This is a genomic window from Pseudoalteromonas distincta, assembly GCF_005877035.1.
In the GTDB taxonomy this organism is placed as follows: domain Bacteria; phylum Pseudomonadota; class Gammaproteobacteria; order Enterobacterales; family Alteromonadaceae; genus Pseudoalteromonas; species Pseudoalteromonas distincta.
The window spans coordinates 3,114,664-3,131,560 of sequence record NZ_CP040558.1 but is presented as its reverse complement, the minus strand read 5'-3'; the positions used below and the strand labels follow the sequence as shown (position 1 = coordinate 3,131,560).

Annotated in this window: 18 protein-coding genes; 17 read left to right on the top strand and 1 reads right to left on the bottom strand. The window is 40.5% G+C overall.

The features are described 5' to 3' along the window. Positions 1-15 precede the first annotated feature (15 nt). The 17 genes from rplB to FFU37_RS13935 all read left to right on the top strand — a co-directional run bounded on the left by rplB (position 16) and on the right by FFU37_RS13935 (position 14,468). Complete coding sequence (rplB, locus tag FFU37_RS14015; RefSeq protein ID WP_002957895.1) at positions 16-840, top strand: 50S ribosomal protein L2; 825 nt, start codon at positions 16-18, stop codon at positions 838-840. A gap of 15 nt (positions 841-855) precedes the next feature. After that, positions 856-1,134: a 30S ribosomal protein S19 gene (rpsS, locus tag FFU37_RS14010; RefSeq protein ID WP_004588689.1), complete on the top strand. Its 279-nt coding sequence runs from the start codon at positions 856-858 to the stop codon at positions 1,132-1,134. Between the two features lie 13 nt (positions 1,135-1,147). Next, positions 1,148-1,480: a 50S ribosomal protein L22 gene (rplV, locus tag FFU37_RS14005; RefSeq protein WP_002957892.1), complete on the top strand. Its 333-nt coding sequence runs from the start codon at positions 1,148-1,150 to the stop codon at positions 1,478-1,480. Between the two features lie 11 nt (positions 1,481-1,491). After that, positions 1,492-2,193 (top strand): 30S ribosomal protein S3, encoded by a 702-nt coding sequence (gene rpsC / locus FFU37_RS14000; protein ID WP_002957891.1) that lies wholly within the window; start codon positions 1,492-1,494, stop codon positions 2,191-2,193. A 12-nt stretch (positions 2,194-2,205) separates the two neighbouring features. Then, positions 2,206-2,619: a 50S ribosomal protein L16 gene (gene rplP / locus FFU37_RS13995; protein WP_002957890.1), complete on the top strand. Its 414-nt coding sequence runs from the start codon at positions 2,206-2,208 to the stop codon at positions 2,617-2,619. Further along, positions 2,619-2,810, top strand: coding sequence for a 50S ribosomal protein L29 (gene rpmC, locus FFU37_RS13990; protein ID WP_002957889.1), 192 nt, complete (start codon positions 2,619-2,621; stop codon positions 2,808-2,810). The genes rplP and rpmC overlap by 1 nt, the downstream gene beginning before the upstream one ends. Continuing rightward, positions 2,810-3,067: a 30S ribosomal protein S17 gene (rpsQ, locus tag FFU37_RS13985; RefSeq protein ID WP_002957888.1), complete on the top strand. Its 258-nt coding sequence runs from the start codon at positions 2,810-2,812 to the stop codon at positions 3,065-3,067. The genes rpmC and rpsQ overlap by 1 nt, the downstream gene beginning before the upstream one ends. Positions 3,068-3,738: 671 nt before the next feature. Continuing rightward, positions 3,739-4,206 carry a tRNA (adenosine(37)-N6)-threonylcarbamoyltransferase complex ATPase subunit type 1 TsaE gene (gene tsaE / locus FFU37_RS13980; protein ID WP_002957887.1) on the top strand — a complete coding sequence of 156 codons (468 nt, stop codon included), beginning with the start codon at positions 3,739-3,741 and terminating at the stop codon, positions 4,204-4,206. A gap of 27 nt (positions 4,207-4,233) precedes the next feature. Beyond that, positions 4,234-5,577, top strand: a complete 1,344-nt coding sequence (locus FFU37_RS13975) for an N-acetylmuramoyl-L-alanine amidase (protein WP_138489744.1) — start codon at positions 4,234-4,236, stop codon at positions 5,575-5,577. A 36-nt stretch (positions 5,578-5,613) separates the two neighbouring features. Further along, complete coding sequence (gene mutL, locus FFU37_RS13970; RefSeq protein WP_138489743.1) at positions 5,614-7,461, top strand: DNA mismatch repair endonuclease MutL; 1,848 nt, start codon at positions 5,614-5,616, stop codon at positions 7,459-7,461. 10 nt (positions 7,462-7,471) lie between these two features. Next, positions 7,472-8,389 (top strand): tRNA (adenosine(37)-N6)-dimethylallyltransferase MiaA, encoded by a 918-nt coding sequence (gene miaA / locus FFU37_RS13965; RefSeq protein WP_138489742.1) that lies wholly within the window; start codon positions 7,472-7,474, stop codon positions 8,387-8,389. Between the two features lie 78 nt (positions 8,390-8,467). After that, the gene (gene hfq, locus FFU37_RS13960) at positions 8,468-8,731 is read left to right on the top strand and encodes an RNA chaperone Hfq (protein ID WP_024597268.1); all 264 of its coding nucleotides are present in this window, start codon (positions 8,468-8,470) and stop codon (positions 8,729-8,731) included. Positions 8,732-8,746: 15 nt separating this feature from the next. Then, positions 8,747-10,036: a ribosome rescue GTPase HflX gene (gene hflX / locus FFU37_RS13955; RefSeq protein ID WP_138489741.1), complete on the top strand. Its 1,290-nt coding sequence runs from the start codon at positions 8,747-8,749 to the stop codon at positions 10,034-10,036. Between the two features lie 100 nt (positions 10,037-10,136). Continuing rightward, a complete protein-coding gene (hflK, locus tag FFU37_RS13950; protein WP_002957881.1) occupies positions 10,137-11,306 on the top strand; it encodes an FtsH protease activity modulator HflK in 1,170 nt (389 codons plus the stop codon). A gap of 5 nt (positions 11,307-11,311) precedes the next feature. Next, a complete protein-coding gene (gene hflC / locus FFU37_RS13945) occupies positions 11,312-12,190 on the top strand; it encodes a protease modulator HflC (RefSeq protein ID WP_138489740.1) in 879 nt (292 codons plus the stop codon). 214 nt (positions 12,191-12,404) lie between these two features. Continuing rightward, complete coding sequence (locus FFU37_RS13940; RefSeq protein WP_024597266.1) at positions 12,405-13,718, top strand: adenylosuccinate synthase; 1,314 nt, start codon at positions 12,405-12,407, stop codon at positions 13,716-13,718. Positions 13,719-13,829: 111 nt separating this feature from the next. Further along, the gene (locus FFU37_RS13935; protein WP_024597265.1) at positions 13,830-14,468 is read left to right on the top strand and encodes a tetratricopeptide repeat protein; all 639 of its coding nucleotides are present in this window, start codon (positions 13,830-13,832) and stop codon (positions 14,466-14,468) included. A 69-nt stretch (positions 14,469-14,537) separates the two neighbouring features. On the opposite strand, the gene FFU37_RS13930 is transcribed toward FFU37_RS13935, so the two are convergent. Then, entirely contained in the window at positions 14,538-16,385 is a 1,848-nt protein-coding gene (locus FFU37_RS13930; RefSeq protein WP_002957877.1) for a cation:proton antiporter, read from the bottom strand. Between the last annotated feature and the right edge of the window lie 512 nt (positions 16,386-16,897).

Here is a 16,897-nt window from a genome sequence, read left to right as displayed (position 1 = left end):
TAAGGGGATAGAATTATGGCACTTCAAAAGTGTAAGCCTACTTCTGCGGGCCGTCGTCACCTAGTTAAAGTGGTTAACTCTGATCTACATAAGGGTAAGCCATACGCACCACTTTTAGAGAAAAACTCTAAATCAGGTGGTCGTAATAACAATGGTCGTATTACGGTTCGTCATATCGGTGGTGGTCATAAACAACATTACCGTTTAATCGATTTTAAACGTACTAAAGATGGCATTCCAGCCACTGTTGAACGTTTAGAATACGATCCAAATCGTAGCGCAAACATCGCTCTTGTATTATATGCAGACGGTGAGCGTCGTTACATTATCGCACCAAAAGGCTTAAAAGCTGGCGATGCAATCCAGTCTGGTGTTGATGCACCAATCAAACCTGGTAATGCATTACCAATGCGTAATATGCCTGTAGGTTCGACTGTTCACAACGTAGAATTAAAACCAGGTAAAGGTGCTCAAATCGCACGTTCTGCTGGTGCATACGTTCAAATCCTTGCTCGTGATGGTCAGTATGTAACATTACGTCTTCGTTCAGGCGAAGTTCGTAAAGTTGAATCTGATTGTCGTGCGACTCTAGGTGAAGTAGGCAATGCTGAGCATATGCTTCGTTCACTTGGTAAAGCAGGTGCAAATCGCTGGCGTGGTATTCGTCCGACAGTTCGTGGTGTTGCCATGAACCCGGTAGATCACCCACACGGTGGTGGTGAAGGTCGTACATCTGGTGGTCGTCATCCTGTGTCTCCATGGGGTAAACCGACTAAAGGTGCGAAGACGCGTAAGAACAAGCGTACGGATAAATTTATAGTACGTCGTCGTACTAAGTAATATTGAGGAATAGCCATGCCACGCTCTCTCAAGAAGGGTCCTTTTATAGACCTACACTTGCTGAAGAAGGTAGAGAAAGCTTTGGAAAGCGGTGAGAAAAAGCCAATTAAAACTTGGAGCCGTCGTTCAATGATCATACCTAACATGATCGGATTGACCATTGCTGTCCATAATGGTCGCCAGCACGTACCAGTTTTCGTTTCTGACGAAATGATCGGTCACAAACTAGGTGAATTTGCACCAACTCGCACTTACCGTGGCCATGCTGCGGATAAGAAAGCGAAGAAACGATAAGAGGGGAAGATAAATGCAAGCATTAGCTAAACATAAATTCGCCTCTGGTTCGGCGCAAAAAGCACGTCTAGTTGCAGATCAGATCCGCGGGTTACCTGTAGATCGCGCACTAGAAATCCTGGCGTACAGCCCTAAGAAAGCGGCTGTATTAGTTAAGAAAGTACTTGAGTCTGCTATTGCTAACGCAGAGCATAACGAAGGTGCTGACATTGATGAGCTTCGTATAACAACGATCTTTGTGGACGATGGTCCTACAATGAAACGTATTATGCCTCGTGCTAAAGGACGCGCAGATCGCATCCTTAAGCGTACAAGCCATATCACTGTTATGGTTTCAGATAGCTAGGAGTATAAGTAATGGGACAAAAAGTTCATCCTACTGGTATTCGCCTAGGTATATCTAAACCTTGGGTTTCTACCTGGTACGCGAGTTCAAAAGATTTCTCTGCACAGCTTTTTGGCGATCACAAAGTTCGTACATTCCTTACTAAGGAATTAAAAACGGCTTCTGTGTCTAAAATCGTTATTGAGCGTCCAGCAAAATCAATCCGAGTAACAATTCACACGGCTCGTCCGGGTGTTGTTATCGGTAAAAAAGGCGAAGACGTAGAAAAATTACGTCAAGCGGTAACTAAAATCGCTGGTGTACCTGCTCAGATTAATATCTCTGAAGTACGTAAACCAGAACTAGATGCACAACTAGTAGCAGACGGCATTGCCTCTCAACTAGAACGTCGTGTTATGTTCCGTCGCGCTATGAAGCGTTCGGTACAAAATGCAATGCGCATCGGTTCTAAAGGGATTAAAGTTGAAGTTAGCGGTCGTCTTGGCGGCGCTGAAATCGCACGTTCAGAATGGTATCGTGAAGGTCGTGTACCTCTACATACTCTTCGTGCTGATATCGATTACGCAACTTCTGAAGCCTTAACCACTTATGGTATCATTGGTGTTAAAGTTTGGATCTTCAAAGGCGAAGTTATTGGTGGTTTACCACTAGTACAAGAGCAAGAGAAGCCAGCTAAACGCGCACCAAAGAAAGCCAAGAAAAGTGCTAAGTAGAGGTAGCGAGTAATGTTACAGCCAAAACGTACAAAATTCCGTAAAATGCACAAAGGCCGCAACCGCGGTTTAGCGCAAAACGGTAACAAAGTAAGCTTCGGTACTTTCGGATTGAAAGCAACTGGCCGTGGCCGTATGACTGCTCGTCAAATCGAAGCAGCTCGTCGTGCTATGACGCGTCACGTGAAACGTCAAGGTAAAATCTGGATTCGTGTCTTCCCTGACAAACCGATTACAGAAAAACCTCTTGAAGTTCGTATGGGTAAAGGTAAAGGTTCTGTTGAATATTGGGTTGCTGAAATTCAGCCTGGTAAAGTACTTTACGAAATGGAAGGTGTTTCAGAAGAGCTTGCTCGTGAAGCGTTTGACCTTGCTGCTCGTAAACTGCCATTCAAAACAACTTTCGTAACTCGGACGGTAATGTGATGAAAGCTAGCGAACTAAAAGATAAAAGCGTAGAAGAGCTTAATGCTGAACTTCTAGGACTACTTCGTGAGCAATTTAATATGCGCATGCAAGCTAGCACTGGTCAGTTAGCTCAGACACACACGCTAAGAACAGTACGCCGCGATATCGCGCGTGTAAAAACAGTTATTAACCAGAAGGCAGGTCAATAATGAGCGATAAAATTCGTACTCTTCAAGGCCGTGTAATCAGCGACAAGATGGAAAAATCTTTCACTATCGCTATCGCACGTTATGTGAAGCACCCAATCTATGGGAAATTCATTAAACGTACGACTAAGTTACACGTACATGACGAAAATAACACAGCAAAAGCGGGTGACGTAGTTACTATCCGTGAATGCGCACCAATTTCTAAGAATAAATCTTGGACTTTAGTAGACGTTATTTCTAGTCCAAAACAAGCTTAATTTTTAATTAAGTTAGTTTTGTAAAAAAGCCCTGGCATTAGCCGGGGCTTTTTGTTTTCTGGAACTGCCTTATCCTGAAACGTGTTTACACATTTAGGACTTATACCAATCCGCAATAATACTTAATCATTTTGCGGGGCTAAACGTGTAGCTACCTGCGTTAAAAAATGCTCATTTAGAACAACTAAATAGCGAATTTTTTGCCTAGCTATCAACACGTTTTTCCAGCCTCAAAATAGATCACTTAATTAAGCGAATTGGTATTATTTTATGAAAACTCTTAAAACTAAAGACGTTAAGTTAGTTGGTATTATCTTTTTATCAGAAATACAAAAGCATGCAGGGTAGTTATTCTGGTTTGTGTCATCAACTCCGTTGTTGTTATATATTTTTGGTATCAGAACTAGTGGTTGAATCACAAAAGTTTGATTATAAGCTTACATATCTCAGTAACTTTAATACTTGCTATAGGCATCTCAGCCGTAGCGTTACTTTTCTCTTACTTTATTTCAATGTTACAGTTTTAAGGTATCGAAAATAGATATTCAAATATAACTTTAATCATTCGCTTGTGTGGTTTTTTTATGTCTAAAACCTCAATTTATCGCCTTAAATGAATATTCTGGTATGATTAGCAAATATGCGCTTTTGAATGAATTTTTGAGGTAATAATGACGCGTAGTTTTGAATTTCATTTAACTGATGAGATTGCCACGGTTGCAATGGGTAATCGCGTTGCTGATATTATAGAGCAAGGTGCGGTTATTTATTTACATGGTGATTTAGGTGCTGGTAAAACAACGTTTACACGAGGTGTAGTGCAAGGCTTTGGCCATACAGGTAAGGTTAAAAGCCCGACCTATACACTAGTAGAACCTTATGAGCTTGAGCGTGCAAATGTTTATCATTTTGACTTATACCGCTTAGGTGATCCTGAAGAACTCGAATACATGGGAATACGCGATTATTTCTCAGCAGACGCAATTTGTGTTGTTGAATGGCCTGAAAAGGGTGGTGAATTTATTCCTGTGCCTGATTTAGATATTACTCTAAGCTATGTGGGTAACGAACGTAAAATTGTTATAAATAGTGCGAGTGAGCGCGGTATAGCAATTGTCGAAAAACTAAATAATCAATAATAATATAGTTAAGGCAGTAATTATCCAATGAGCCGAGGTGTAGTTAAACTTTTTATTTATCTTATGGTTATTACCATAAGCTTGCCGCTATGGGCTAAAAACACAATCAATAGTGTGCGTGTATGGCCGTCTCCAGATAGTACGCGCGTGGTATTTGATTTAAATGATAAGCCCGACTTTAGCTATTTCATGCTTAAAAACCCTAGCCGCCTAGTGATTGATTTAGAAAATACTAGCGAGTTAAAAACATTGCCAGGTGTGCCCCCGAAACATCAAATAGTAAGCAAATTACGTTACTCAAAACCTAAAAATAAACAAAGCGTACGTTTAGTATTTGAATTAAGTGCGCCAATAAAGCCAGTGGTATTTGCCCTCGCACCTACAGGCCCTTATAAAAATAGACTCGTTGTTGATTTATACAATAAAAGCCAAGCTACTACAGTTGTTTCTCCTGCTCAAACAGCCGCTAAAAACCGTCAACTAAGCCAAGAGCGCGACATTGTTATTGCAATTGATGCGGGGCATGGCGGCGAAGATCCTGGTTCAATTGGGCCATCAGGCACCTACGAAAAAACAGTTACACTGCAAATTGCTAAACGTTTAGAGCGCATGATTGATGGCGAACGTGGCATGATTTCGCGCATGGTACGAAGCGGTGACTATTTTGTAAAATTAAATACCCGTACTAATCGAGCCCGTGAAAAAAAGGCAGATTTTTTTGTTTCTATTCATGCTGATGCATTTACAAGCCCTGGGCCAAATGGTGCCTCTGTGTGGGTTTTATCATTAAGACGTGCTAATTCAGAAATAGGTAAATGGATAGAAGATAAAGAAAAACACTCCGAGCTATTAGGTGGCGCTGCTGATGTAATGAAAGATGCCGCCAATGAAAAATATCTAGCACAAGCGTTGCTTGATATGTCGATGGACCACTCTATGAAAACTGGCTTAAATGTAGCTGATGAAGTGGTTAAAGAGCTTCGTAAGGTTGCCAAACTGCATAAAAAAGATCCCCAGCATGCAAGCCTTGCAGTACTAAAATCACCAGATATTCCATCTATTTTGGTAGAAACAGGGTTTATATCTAACCCGCGAGAAGAAAAGCTACTTAAAAGCCCTAATCATCAAGAGCGTTTAGCTAAAGCTATATTTACTTCAATTAAAAATTATTATTTGAAAAATCCACCGGATGATTCTTTATTTGCTAAATTAAAGTCGCAATATCCAACAAAGCATAAAGTACGCCCCGGTGAATCTTTAAGTATGTTAGCGAGTCGCTATGGCGTTACAGTCAATAAATTAAAACAAGTTAATAAGCTTAGTTCTAATACCTTATTTATTGGGCAAGAGCTCGATATACCTCAAAGTTAGTCATTATTATTAGCGCAATGTTTGCTAGGAAGTCTCATGAATATTGAAATATTACCCGCGCGTTTAGCCAACCAAATTGCCGCAGGCGAAGTGGTTGAGCGCCCAGCGTCGGTAGTAAAAGAGCTTGTTGAAAATAGCTTAGATGCTGGCGCAACGCGTATTCAAATTGATATTGAGCGCGGCGGCCACAAACTTATTCGTATTCGTGATAATGGCGCAGGGATAAGTAAAGATGAGCTAACGCTCGCACTTTCTCGCCACGCGACAAGTAAATTAAAATCACTTGATGACCTTGAAAACATTTGCTCACTTGGCTTTAGAGGGGAAGCACTTGCGTCAATTAGTTCTGTGTCGCGTTTAACGCTGAGCTCAAAACCAAAAGAGCAAGAAGCAGCTTGGCAAGCTTTTGCAGAAGGCCGCGACATGGCCGTTCAAGTAAAACCTGTAGCGCATCCCGATGGCACAACCATTGAAGTAAAAGATTTATTTTTTAATACTCCAGCACGTCGTAAATTTTTACGCACCGAAAAAACTGAATTTAGCCATATTGATGAGTTGATAAAGCGTATTGCGCTTAGTCGCTTTGATGTCTCTATTACACTAACTCACAACGAAAAAGTAGTAAGGCAGTATCGTGCCAAAACTGATCCCTCTCAGGCTATAACACGCGTAGCACAAGTTGCAGGCAAGGCCTTTGCCGAGCAAGGTTTGCATATTCAATCAGGAGAAGGCGGTTTACAGTTGCATGGTTGGGTGCTGCCTGTAGGCTCAGCGAATACGACTCAGTACACTTATGTGAATAATCGCATGATGCGCGATAAGCTTATTTTGCATGCGATACGCCAGGCATTTGAAGAAGTAAGTGGAACACAAGAATTACCCGGTTTTGTCATTTATATTGATATTGACCCTCGGCAGGTTGATGTAAATGTTCACCCTGCTAAGCATGAAGTGCGTTTTCATCAAGGGCGGTTAATTCATGATTTTATATTGCAAGCTATTAAACAGGTAGTCGTGCCATTGCAAGGCGAATTCACTAACGAATCAGCGAGCACAGAAGCAGAATTCACGCCAGCGTTCATTGAGTCAACGCATAGCAGTGCTAATAATATAGAAAGCGAAGGAGTGTTTGATTACCCTAAATCGCAATTACAGCCCTCTTACTCTGGAAGTGCTGGTAGCTCAAGTTCGTCCTCAGGTACTAGAAGTGTTGGCGGTGCATACCGTGCTGCACCAAGTACGAGCCATCATGACGTAAATGCGTTTTATCAAGGAGTGAGTGAGCAACACGCCGCGCATTTTGATAATGCAGCCAATATATCTGCAGCACAACACCAGTCCGTATCTGTGGATAATGTCTTAAAAGCTGTTTCTATTATAAGTGTTAGTGAAGGAGTGTGTGTCTTTAGTGAAGAACAGCAATTGTATTGCTCACATTTTAAATATGCATTAGTTGATGATTGGCATAGTCAAATTAAAGAGTTCGGAAGTTTAGAAGGGAAAGCCCTTTTGTTACCAGTGCGAGTAAACTTAGAAAAAGAAGATTGCTTACTTATAGAATCCCAGCAATCGTGGTTTACCTTACTTGGTTTTGAACTTGTAATAGAAAAACAATTTGTAATGGTTAAAAAATTGCCAGCGTGTTTATATTTACTTGACGTAAGTGCAGCGGTAGGTGAGCTACTTGATGCGTGTAAAGCAAAACTTGAAAATATAGAAAATTGGTTAGAATGGCAAATGAAATGCGTGCCGACCCGATTTTATTTAAGCAATGTATTTTTAGCGCAACAAATGCGCTTACAAAATAATCCACAAACTATTGAACGCTTGCGTAAAAAAGCAGTTAAAATAGAGCTAAATCACTATTTAACGCAATTAGATTAAGGTATCAGTGTTGAGTAATTTACCAGTTATATTTTTAATGGGTCCAACTGCAGCAGGTAAAACAGCATTGGCAATCTCGCTGTGCGAGCATTTAAATACAGAAATAATCAGCGTAGATTCAGCGCTAGTGTATAAAGGTATGGACATTGGTACAGCAAAACCTGATGCGGAAGAATTAGCCAAAGCTCCGCATCATTTAATTGATCTACTTGACCCGAGTGAAACGTATTCAGTTGCAGATTTTAGGCGCGATGCAGTGCAAAAAATTGACGAATTTCACAGACAAGGTAAAGTGCCTGTATTGGTTGGAGGTACAATGCTGTACTTCAAATCTTTAATTGATGGTTTATCGCCTTTACCTGAAGCAGATACAGAGATAAGAGCAGAGTTAGAAGCGCAAGCGAAAGAATTTGGCTGGCCTCATTTATATAAAGAATTAGTTAAAGTTGACCGAAAAGCAGCCGAAAAAATAAGTGAAAATGATTCACAAAGAATTAATCGAGCTTTAGAGGTTTACAGGTTAACTGGTAAGACCATGACTGAGTTGCAAATGCAAAAACAGCCGGCTTTACCTTATACTTTTCATCAATTTGCGATTGCACCGCAAGAACGCAGTGAATTACACCGCCGAATTGAAGAAAGGTTTAAAATAATGATTGATCAGGGGTTTGAAAATGAAGTTTCGACCCTATATCTACGTAAGGATTTACACCCCAATATGCCTTCTATTCGTTGTGTTGGTTATAGACAAATGTGGGATTACCTTGCGGGTGAAACAAACCATGATGAAATGGTTTTTCGTGGCATCGCAGCAACACGTCAGCTGGCAAAACGGCAGTTAACGTGGCTTCGTAGTTGGCCTGATGTTACTTGGTTAACAACAGGCGACGAAGAAAACTTGCATCGTGTAGTAAGTTCGCTAAGCTAGTAGTAGTTGAATATTGTTTTTTATCAAATAAGTTCAGCCACTTAATTATAATAACACCTAGAACGAAGGAACAATAACATGGCAAAAGGCCAATCGTTACAAGACCCATTTTTGAATGCACTACGACGTGAGCGCATTCCAGTATCAATCTTTTTGGTAAATGGCATAAAATTACAAGGCAAAATTCAGTCATTTGACCAATTTGTTATTTTACTAGAGAACACCGTAAATCAAATGGTTTATAAGCATGCAATTTCTACAGTTGTCCCTGCTCGCGCAGTTAACTTCCAAGCAGTTCAAGGGAGTGAAGACACTGAAGAGGCAGAAGCTGGAAACTTTTAATTAGGAGCATAATGTTTGTTTGACCGCTATGAATCCGGCGAACAGGCAATTTTAGTTCATATCGACTTGCCTAAAGAAGGAGATCGTGAAGATCTTCACGAATTAGAAATGTTGGTATCTTCTGCTGGTGTTAGTAGTTTGGCGGTTGTGCAAGGCAGCCGTCAAGCACCACATCCGAAACTATTCGTCGGTACCGGTAAAGCAGAAGAAATAGCTGAGATTGTCAAAATCCACAAAGCAGATGTCGTAATTTTTAATCATCAACTCAGGCCATCACAAGAGCGTAATTTAGAGCGCGTTTGTCAATGTCGTGTGCTTGATAGAACGACGCTAATTCTTGATATTTTTGCCCAACGCGCACGTACCCACGAGGGTAAGCTGCAAGTTGAATTGGCTCAACTTCGCCATATGTCGACTCGATTAATTCGAGGCTGGACTCACCTTGAACGTCAAAAAGGCGGGATTGGTTTACGTGGCCCTGGTGAAACTCAACTTGAAACTGACAGAAGATTACTTCGCGCCCGTATTCAAAATATTCGTGCACGTTTAGCTAAAGTTGCAGTGCAACGTGAACAAGGTAGGCGAGCTCGTACTCGCAACGAAATACCTACAGTTTCATTAGTTGGTTATACCAATGCGGGTAAATCTACATTATTTAATCGAATTACAAATTCAGATGTATACGCGGCCGATCAGTTGTTTGCCACGCTTGACCCGACTCTACGTAAGCTTGAGTTAGGTGATGTTGGCCCTGTTATCTTAGCTGATACAGTGGGCTTTATTCGTCACCTACCACATGACTTAGTTGCTGCTTTTAAAGCAACGCTTACTGAAACTCGCGAAGCTGATTTGCAGTTACATGTAATTGATGCAGCAGACTCACGTCTGCAAGAAAATATTGAACAAGTACAATCGGTGCTTAAAGAAATTGAGGCCGATGAAGTACCACAGCTATTAATTTATAATAAAATTGATGCGCTGGATAACGTAAGCCCACGTATTGATCGAGGCGACGAAGGCCAACCTATAAGAGTATGGCTTAGCGCTCAGACTGGTGAAGGGTGTGAATTACTTAGCGAGGCTATCAGTGAGCTACTAGCTAAGAAGATGTTTAACGAAACATTGTTTCTTACGCCATTGTATGGTCGCTTAAGGGCTGCATTGTTCAGTTTAAATGCAGTGCATGAAGAGCAATTTGATGAGCAAGGTAATTGGCTGTTAGATGTTAGAATGCCAATGGTTGAGTGGAATCGTTTAATTAAAGAATTTGGTCCTGAAATTGCTGGTTTTATCAACCGTAATTAAAAATTGACGTTTTAATGTCGGTTTTTGTATGAGAAACGCGGTAGATTTGTTAGATTTAACACAATTTCCTAATTTATTTAGATAACAATGGAGTATAGCTATGGCCTGGAATGAACCGGGTAATAATGGCAATGACAAAGATCCGTGGAATAATAAAGGCGGACGTGATCAAGGCCCACCTGATTTAGACGAGGTGTTCCGCAAGTTTAGTAACAAGTTCAGCGGCTTATTTGGCGGGAAAAAATCCGGCAATGGTAGCGGCGGTGGACTTGGCGGAGCCGGTATTTCATTCATACTTATTATCGCCGTTATTGTATGGGCGTTAAGTGGTATTTATACGGTTAAAGAGGCCGAGCGTGGTGTGGTTCTACAATTTGGTAAATATGACCGAATTGCTGATCCTGGTTTGCGTTGGAAAATGACTTTCATCGAAACGGTAATCCCAGTAGATATTGAAGCAGTTCGTTCATTATCGGCTTCTGGTTTTATGCTTACTGAAGACGAAAACGTAGTGAGCGTTGAGTTTCAGGTGCAATACCGTGTTATTGACCCATACCTTTATGAATTTAGCGTAACTAACGCTGATAGTAGCTTAGAAGAAGCGCTAGACAGTGCACTGCGTTATGTTGTGGGCCATGCAAAAATGGACCAAGTATTAACTAATGGCCGTGAGGTTGTTCGTCAAAATACATGGGATGAGCTTAATAAGATTATCGAACCATATAACTTAGGTTTAATTGTTACTGACGTGAACTTTAAAGACTCTCGTCCACCAACTGAAGTTAAAGATGCATTTGATGATGCAATTGCTGCACAAGAAGATGAAGAACGTTTCATCCGTGAAGCAGAAGCATATGCTCGTGAAATTGAACCGCGTGCTCGTGGTCAAGTAACGCGTATGACTCAAGAAGCGGAAGGTTATCAAGAGCGCATTACATTGGAAGCACAAGGTGAGGTAGCTCGCTTTGAAAAGCTTTTACCTGAATATCAAGCAGCTAAAGAAGTTACTCGTGAGCGCTTATACATTGATGCAATGGAAGAAGTGTTAGGGAGTAGTTCTAAAATATTGGTTGATGTTAAAGGCGGCAATAACATGATGTATTTACCTCTTGATAAAATCATGGACAAGCAAGGAACCGCAACACGAGTTGCACTTCCAAGTTCAAGTGATATTCAAGACTTACGTAATAAAGTGAATACGTCGCGCAATAGCTCTGTTAATAGTGGCAATGACCGCTTTAACAACGACCGCTTCAATGATGGGAGATAATCATAATGAAAAACTTTAGTTTAGTAATACTATTAGCTGCCATTGTTATGTCTTTCTCATCGGTATTTGTTGTACCTGAAGGGCAAAAAGCAATTGTAATGTTATTCAGTAAAGTACAAAAAGATAGCGGCGATAAAGCGATTGTATATGGCCCAGGCCTACAATTTAAAGTACCATTTTTTAGCCAAGTACGTCGTATTGATGCACGTATTCAAACGCTAGATGGTGCGCCAGATCGCTTTGTTACTAGCGAGAAAAAAGACTTAATTGTTGATTCGTTTGTAAAATGGCGCGTTAATGACTTTAGTGCCTTTTACTTACGTGCTCGTGGCGATAAGCAATATGCTGAAACGCTACTTAAGCAAAAAGTAAACAATGGTCTTCGTACAAACTTTGGTACACGTACAATTCGCGAAATTGTATCAGGTGAGCGTAGCGAGTTAATGGAAGAAGCGTTAGTACAAGCTTCTGAAAGTGCACGTGAGCTAGGTATTGAAGTACTAGACGTACGTGTTAAGCAAATTAACCTACCACAAGAAGTGAGTAGCTCTATTTACCAACGTATGCGCGCTGAGCGTACTGCGGTTGCAAAAGAGCACCGTTCTGAAGGTCAGGAAAAAGCAGAGACTATTCGTGCGGGAGTTGACCGTCGAGTAACTGTAATGCTTGCTGATGCTGAACGTAATGCACGTTCTGTACGTGGTCAAGGCGATGCTGATGCTGCAGGCATTTATGCTAATGCGTACAACAAAGACCCTGAGTTCTTTAGTTTTGTACGTTCGCTGGAAGCTTACAAAAAGACTTTTAAAGATAAGCAAGACGTTATGGTGCTTTCACCAGATAGCGACTTCTTCCAATATATGAAAGGCGCTAAAGCTCAATAGACTTTACGTTAATTATTTAAAAGTTAAAAAGCCTCGCATTTGCGGGGCTTTTTGTTAAATACAAACTAGTGCGTTAAATCACTGTTATTTATGTGGTTATTGGTCAATATTTGGATATAACAATTGCCCGCAGAAAAAATAAGCTGAACAGGGGTGATCTTTACTTTAGTTTTCTGGTAAAATCTCGTCCTAATTTTCTCTAAGTGAATTTACGATGGGTAAAAACGTTGTTGTATTAGGCACCCAATGGGGTGACGAAGGAAAGGGTAAGGTAGTTGATCTCCTTACAGACAAAGCATCTTTAGTAGTTCGTTATCAAGGTGGCCACAATGCGGGTCATACTTTAGTTATCGAAGGTGAAAAGACGGTTCTACACCTTATTCCATCGGGTGTATTACGTGACAATGTTAAATGTGTGATTGGTAATGGTGTAGTTTTATCACCAGAAGCGCTAATGAGAGAAATTGGCATGCTTGAAGAGCGCGGCGTACCAGTACGCGAGCGTCTTTTAATAAGTGAAGCATGTCCGCTAATCTTGCCTTTCCATGTTGCATTAGATGTAGCCCGCGAAACAGCTCGTGGCGATAAACCTATTGGTACAACTGGCCGTGGAATCGGTCCTGCGTACGAAGATAAAGTAGCACGTCGTGGTTTACGCGTAGGCGATTTATTTAATCCTGAAGTATTTGCAGCTAAATTAAAAGAAGTGCTTGAGTACCACAACTTCACTTTAGTTAACTACTACAAAGTAGATGCTGTAGATTTCCAAAAAACGTTTGATGATGCAATGGCTGTTGCTGATATCTTAAAAGCAATGGTTGTAGATGTAACTGAGCTTTTAGATCAAACGCGTTTAGCAGGCGAAAACATTTTATTTGAAGGTGCACAAGGTACGTTACTTGATATAGATCATGGTACTTACCCTTATGTAACATCTTCAAACACTACCGCTGGTGGCGTTGCGACTGGTGCAGGTTTTGGTCCATTAAACCTTGATTACGTTTTAGGTATTATTAAAGCGTACACGACACGTGTTGGTTCAGGTCCTTTCCCTACAGAGCTTTACGACGGTCTTGATAAACAAGATCCAGTTGGTAAGCACCTAGGTGATAAAGGCCATGAGTTTGGCGCTACAACAGGTCGACTTCGTCGTACTGGTTGGTTAGATGCAGTGGCTATGCGCCGTGCAGTTCAAATCAATAGTATTTCAGGTTTTTGTTTAACTAAGCTTGATGTTTTAGATGGCTTAGAAACACTTAAAATCTGTACTGGTTACAAGCTTGAAGATGGCACAGTTACTAACGTAACACCATTAGCGGCCGAAGGTTACGATAAAGTAACACCAGTATACGAAGAGATGCCAGGTTGGTCAGAAAACACTGTTGGTGTAACGAGTCTTGACGGTTTACCAAAAGCTGCGATTGACTACATCAAACGTATTGAAGAAATTACGGGTGTTCCAATTGATATTATTTCTACAGGTCCTGACCGTGTAGAAACTATGGTGCTTCGCAATCCGTTTGCGTAATTACCATTAGATTAAAAAAAGCTGCTTCGTGCAGCTTTTTTTGTGTCTAAAATTCACCTTGGAACGATCTTTGTATATTATTTAATAAGTTTATTTATATAAGTGGTGAACATGCGTTTATTTAATCGTAATTGCGTACTAAGGCTTTCGCTAATACCGCTGTCTTTATTTATAGCAACCAACAGCTTAGCTACAGAAAGCCCTGCTGCTGTGCCGCTGTATACAGAATCAGAGCTAATTGCGTTAATAAATAAAAATACGCATTTAGCGCGCGTAAAGGCAGATGATTGCCAGTTGGTGCAAGATATAGAAGCACGAGCCAATAAAATGGCATTGCCGTCTTATCAATTTTTATACGGCGATATGCTGGCTTATAACGTGTGCGTTGATCGCAATGTAGAGTTAGGTGTGTATTACATGCGAAAAGCAGCTGAGCAAGGCTTAGCGGCAGCGCTAGAGCAATTGGGACGATACTATGACACTGGTCGCTTAGTTCAGCAAGATAAAGCAATGGCAATTACCTATTTGCGTGAAGCCTCGTCGCAAGGCAATTTAAAAGCACAACTACGTTTAGTTAAATTATTTAATGATGGCTATGGCAGCCCGCGTGATTTTGAAGATGCCTATCGTTGGCTATTTAATTCTATGGTGGCAGATAAAGCGACTCATAAAAAAATTGAGCGAGCGCTGACTAAGTTAGCGCAAAAAATGCCAGATAGTGTGGTTGCTCGAGCCCGCCTTCCTATTTAATGGCTTTTAAAAACAAAACCCTAACTTTTTAAGTTAGGGTTTTTTAGTTTTTACAGTTTGTAAAAGTATTTAACTGTCTTCTTTAGCCTTTGTTTGCGGGTCTTTTAAAACTGACATTTTAGGCGGCTGCAATGCAACAACGCGTTCGCCTTCTTGCGGCGGTTTTTCCATGTTGATTGTAAACGGTCTTAGCTTAATTGGTGTATCGTCATCACTGTCTTTATCACCTTTGAGAATAAATAAAGGGATAGCCTCAGGGTTCATTTCTAAGTATTGTTCCCAGCTAAACTCATCCGAGATGCGTGTTGAACTAACCTTACCGCCTTTAGCTATAATACTGCTTAAACGTGCATACGAGCCTTCGTCTCCAAACAGTATTTGTCTAGATAAAAACGTTGCGCTGTCTTTATTTGCTTTTGCATGCGACGTTGATGAGCGTAGCGAAAATACATTTTTTTCATTAAGTAAATGAGAAAAGTATTGAACACCTAACGCATTATGATGACGATTTGGCGATAACGCTAATACACTACGAATCGTTGTTAGAGGTAAGTAGCGTTCAGCATGCTCTGATTGCGGGTTACCATAATAACAAGCTAAACCATCCATACGTGCCATTCTGCAGTTTTCCCATGCAGGATCTGACAGGTGAACCGGAATGTTTTGCTCTTGTAAGCCTCGGCCGATTGCACGCGATACATGGTTTGCACCAATAATTAATATTGTATTTGGCGACGGTTGGCGTACACCTAATAGCTTGGCAACAGGGATGGCGGTTAAGCTCTGTAGTACAACGGTAATTATAATTACTGTAAATATAAGAGGTACCATTTTTTCAGCATCAGCAACACCAGACTCCATCATACTAAGCGCAAATACCGACCCAACGGCTGCGGCGACTATACCGCGTGGAGCTATCCAGGCAAGTACCAAACGAGACTTCATTGGTAAGTCAGTACCAAAGGTCGAAATAGCAATACACAGTGGACGAGCAACAAAAAGCACGATAGCTAAAAATATAAATACATCGCTGTCGAGCATCATTAAATCAGAGAGCTGTAAGCGTGCTGCAAGTAAAATAAACAGCGTTGATATTAATATCATCGACAAGTCTTCTTTGAACTCAAGTACAGAATCTATTTCTAAATCGTCTTGGTTAGCAAGCCAAATACCAAATACAGTCACTGCTAATAGGCCTGATTCATGGCTTAAATAGTTTGATACAGAAAAACTAATGAGTACTAATGCCAATATACCAAACTTATGTAATTCAAATGGTAGCCATTCGCGGCGCATTAATAGTGTTGTTAACCAACCAGCAGCAACACCAATACTTAATCCAACACCTAGGGTTTTAACTAAAGCAATAATAGTGTGGCTAAATACTTCGCCTTGGCCTACCAGCATTACGGCTTCAAATACTAATACAGCGAATAATGCGCCGATCGGGTCTATTACAATACCTTCCCATCGAAGTATGCGGTCAATGTCTTGTGTTGGGCGCATTGAGTTTAATAGCGGTGCTATAACAGTAGGGCCTGTTACAACTAGCACTGCACCTAATACCGCAGCTACACGCCAATTAAGTTCAAGTAACCAATAGGCGCTGAGACTAATAATAATACAGGTAGTAAGCATGCCGATGGAGCAAAGGTTCCTTACAACTTTTCCGATTCCTTTGAGCTCTCTGAAATGCAGAGTTAAGGATCCTTCAAATAAAATGATGGCAACGCTTAGTGATACAACTGGAAACAGTAAATCACCTAACAATGCATCAGGGTCTAAAACACCACTAAATGGCCCAAGTAAAAGACCAGTAAGCAATAAGAAAAGAATAGCGGGCACTCTAAAAGCCCACGCGACCCATTGGGCAAGCACAGAGCAAAGTGCGATACCGGCTATGTAAATTGCTGACATAGATTAAGAATTCCTTATTTATGACGGTTTGTTTAGAAAGTATAACTTTTGTTAATTATTAATACAGGGGTATACACGGGAAATTCAAATATTACTAATCAATTTTAGCTGCTTATAGAAGATTAGTAGGCTTAAATTATTTTGCGCGTGTAAAGCCGCCTTATTTTAAGCGGTATTAATTGTTTAATTGGTTGAATTTTAATAACAATCTAACACCACAAACGAGAAGGAATTAGCTTCGCTCGAATTTTAACCTTGATTTTTAAGGGGTATTTAGTGTAATATACTTCGTGTTCTAATAATTAGTTATCTAATGAAGTTTATTGGAAGTAAAAGTGGTTTGTTAATCTTAACGTCATTTTTAATCTTTATAATCATGCATTAGTGGTGTTACTAGTATTCGAACACTACATAATTTCATTTGCCGAACTCTTGGTATGGTTTTGCTAAACAAGTTTATTTAATTATTTAAGTAAATAAAGGTTTGAGTTGAACTATTACTTTCAATGTTT

Bases quoted from the DNA above. Each gene is read 5' to 3' on its own strand.
- rpsC (WP_002957891.1), top strand. From the start codon at position 1,492: ATGGGACAAAAAGTTCATCCTACTGGTATTCGCCTAGGTATATCTAAA.
- hflK (WP_002957881.1), top strand. From the start codon at position 10,137: ATGGCCTGGAATGAACCGGGTAATAATGGCAATGACAAAGATCCGTGG.
- rplV (WP_002957892.1), top strand. From the start codon at position 1,148: ATGCAAGCATTAGCTAAACATAAATTCGCCTCTGGTTCGGCGCAAAAA.
- mutL (WP_138489743.1), top strand. From the start codon at position 5,614: ATGAATATTGAAATATTACCCGCGCGTTTAGCCAACCAAATTGCCGCA.
- rpsQ (WP_002957888.1), top strand. From the start codon at position 2,810: ATGAGCGATAAAATTCGTACTCTTCAAGGCCGTGTAATCAGCGACAAG.
- rpmC (WP_002957889.1), top strand. From the start codon at position 2,619: ATGAAAGCTAGCGAACTAAAAGATAAAAGCGTAGAAGAGCTTAATGCT.
- hflC (WP_138489740.1), top strand. From the start codon at position 11,312: ATGAAAAACTTTAGTTTAGTAATACTATTAGCTGCCATTGTTATGTCT.
- FFU37_RS13935 (WP_024597265.1), top strand. From the start codon at position 13,830: ATGCGTTTATTTAATCGTAATTGCGTACTAAGGCTTTCGCTAATACCG.
- tsaE (WP_002957887.1), top strand. From the start codon at position 3,739: ATGACGCGTAGTTTTGAATTTCATTTAACTGATGAGATTGCCACGGTT.
- rpsS (WP_004588689.1), top strand. From the start codon at position 856: ATGCCACGCTCTCTCAAGAAGGGTCCTTTTATAGACCTACACTTGCTG.
- hfq (WP_024597268.1), top strand. From the start codon at position 8,468: ATGGCAAAAGGCCAATCGTTACAAGACCCATTTTTGAATGCACTACGA.
- rplB (WP_002957895.1), top strand. From the start codon at position 16: ATGGCACTTCAAAAGTGTAAGCCTACTTCTGCGGGCCGTCGTCACCTA.
- FFU37_RS13975 (WP_138489744.1), top strand. From the start codon at position 4,234: ATGAGCCGAGGTGTAGTTAAACTTTTTATTTATCTTATGGTTATTACC.
- FFU37_RS13930 (WP_002957877.1), bottom strand. From the start codon at position 16,385: ATGTCAGCAATTTACATAGCCGGTATCGCACTTTGCTCTGTGCTTGCC.
- rplP (WP_002957890.1), top strand. From the start codon at position 2,206: ATGTTACAGCCAAAACGTACAAAATTCCGTAAAATGCACAAAGGCCGC.
- FFU37_RS13940 (WP_024597266.1), top strand. From the start codon at position 12,405: ATGGGTAAAAACGTTGTTGTATTAGGCACCCAATGGGGTGACGAAGGA.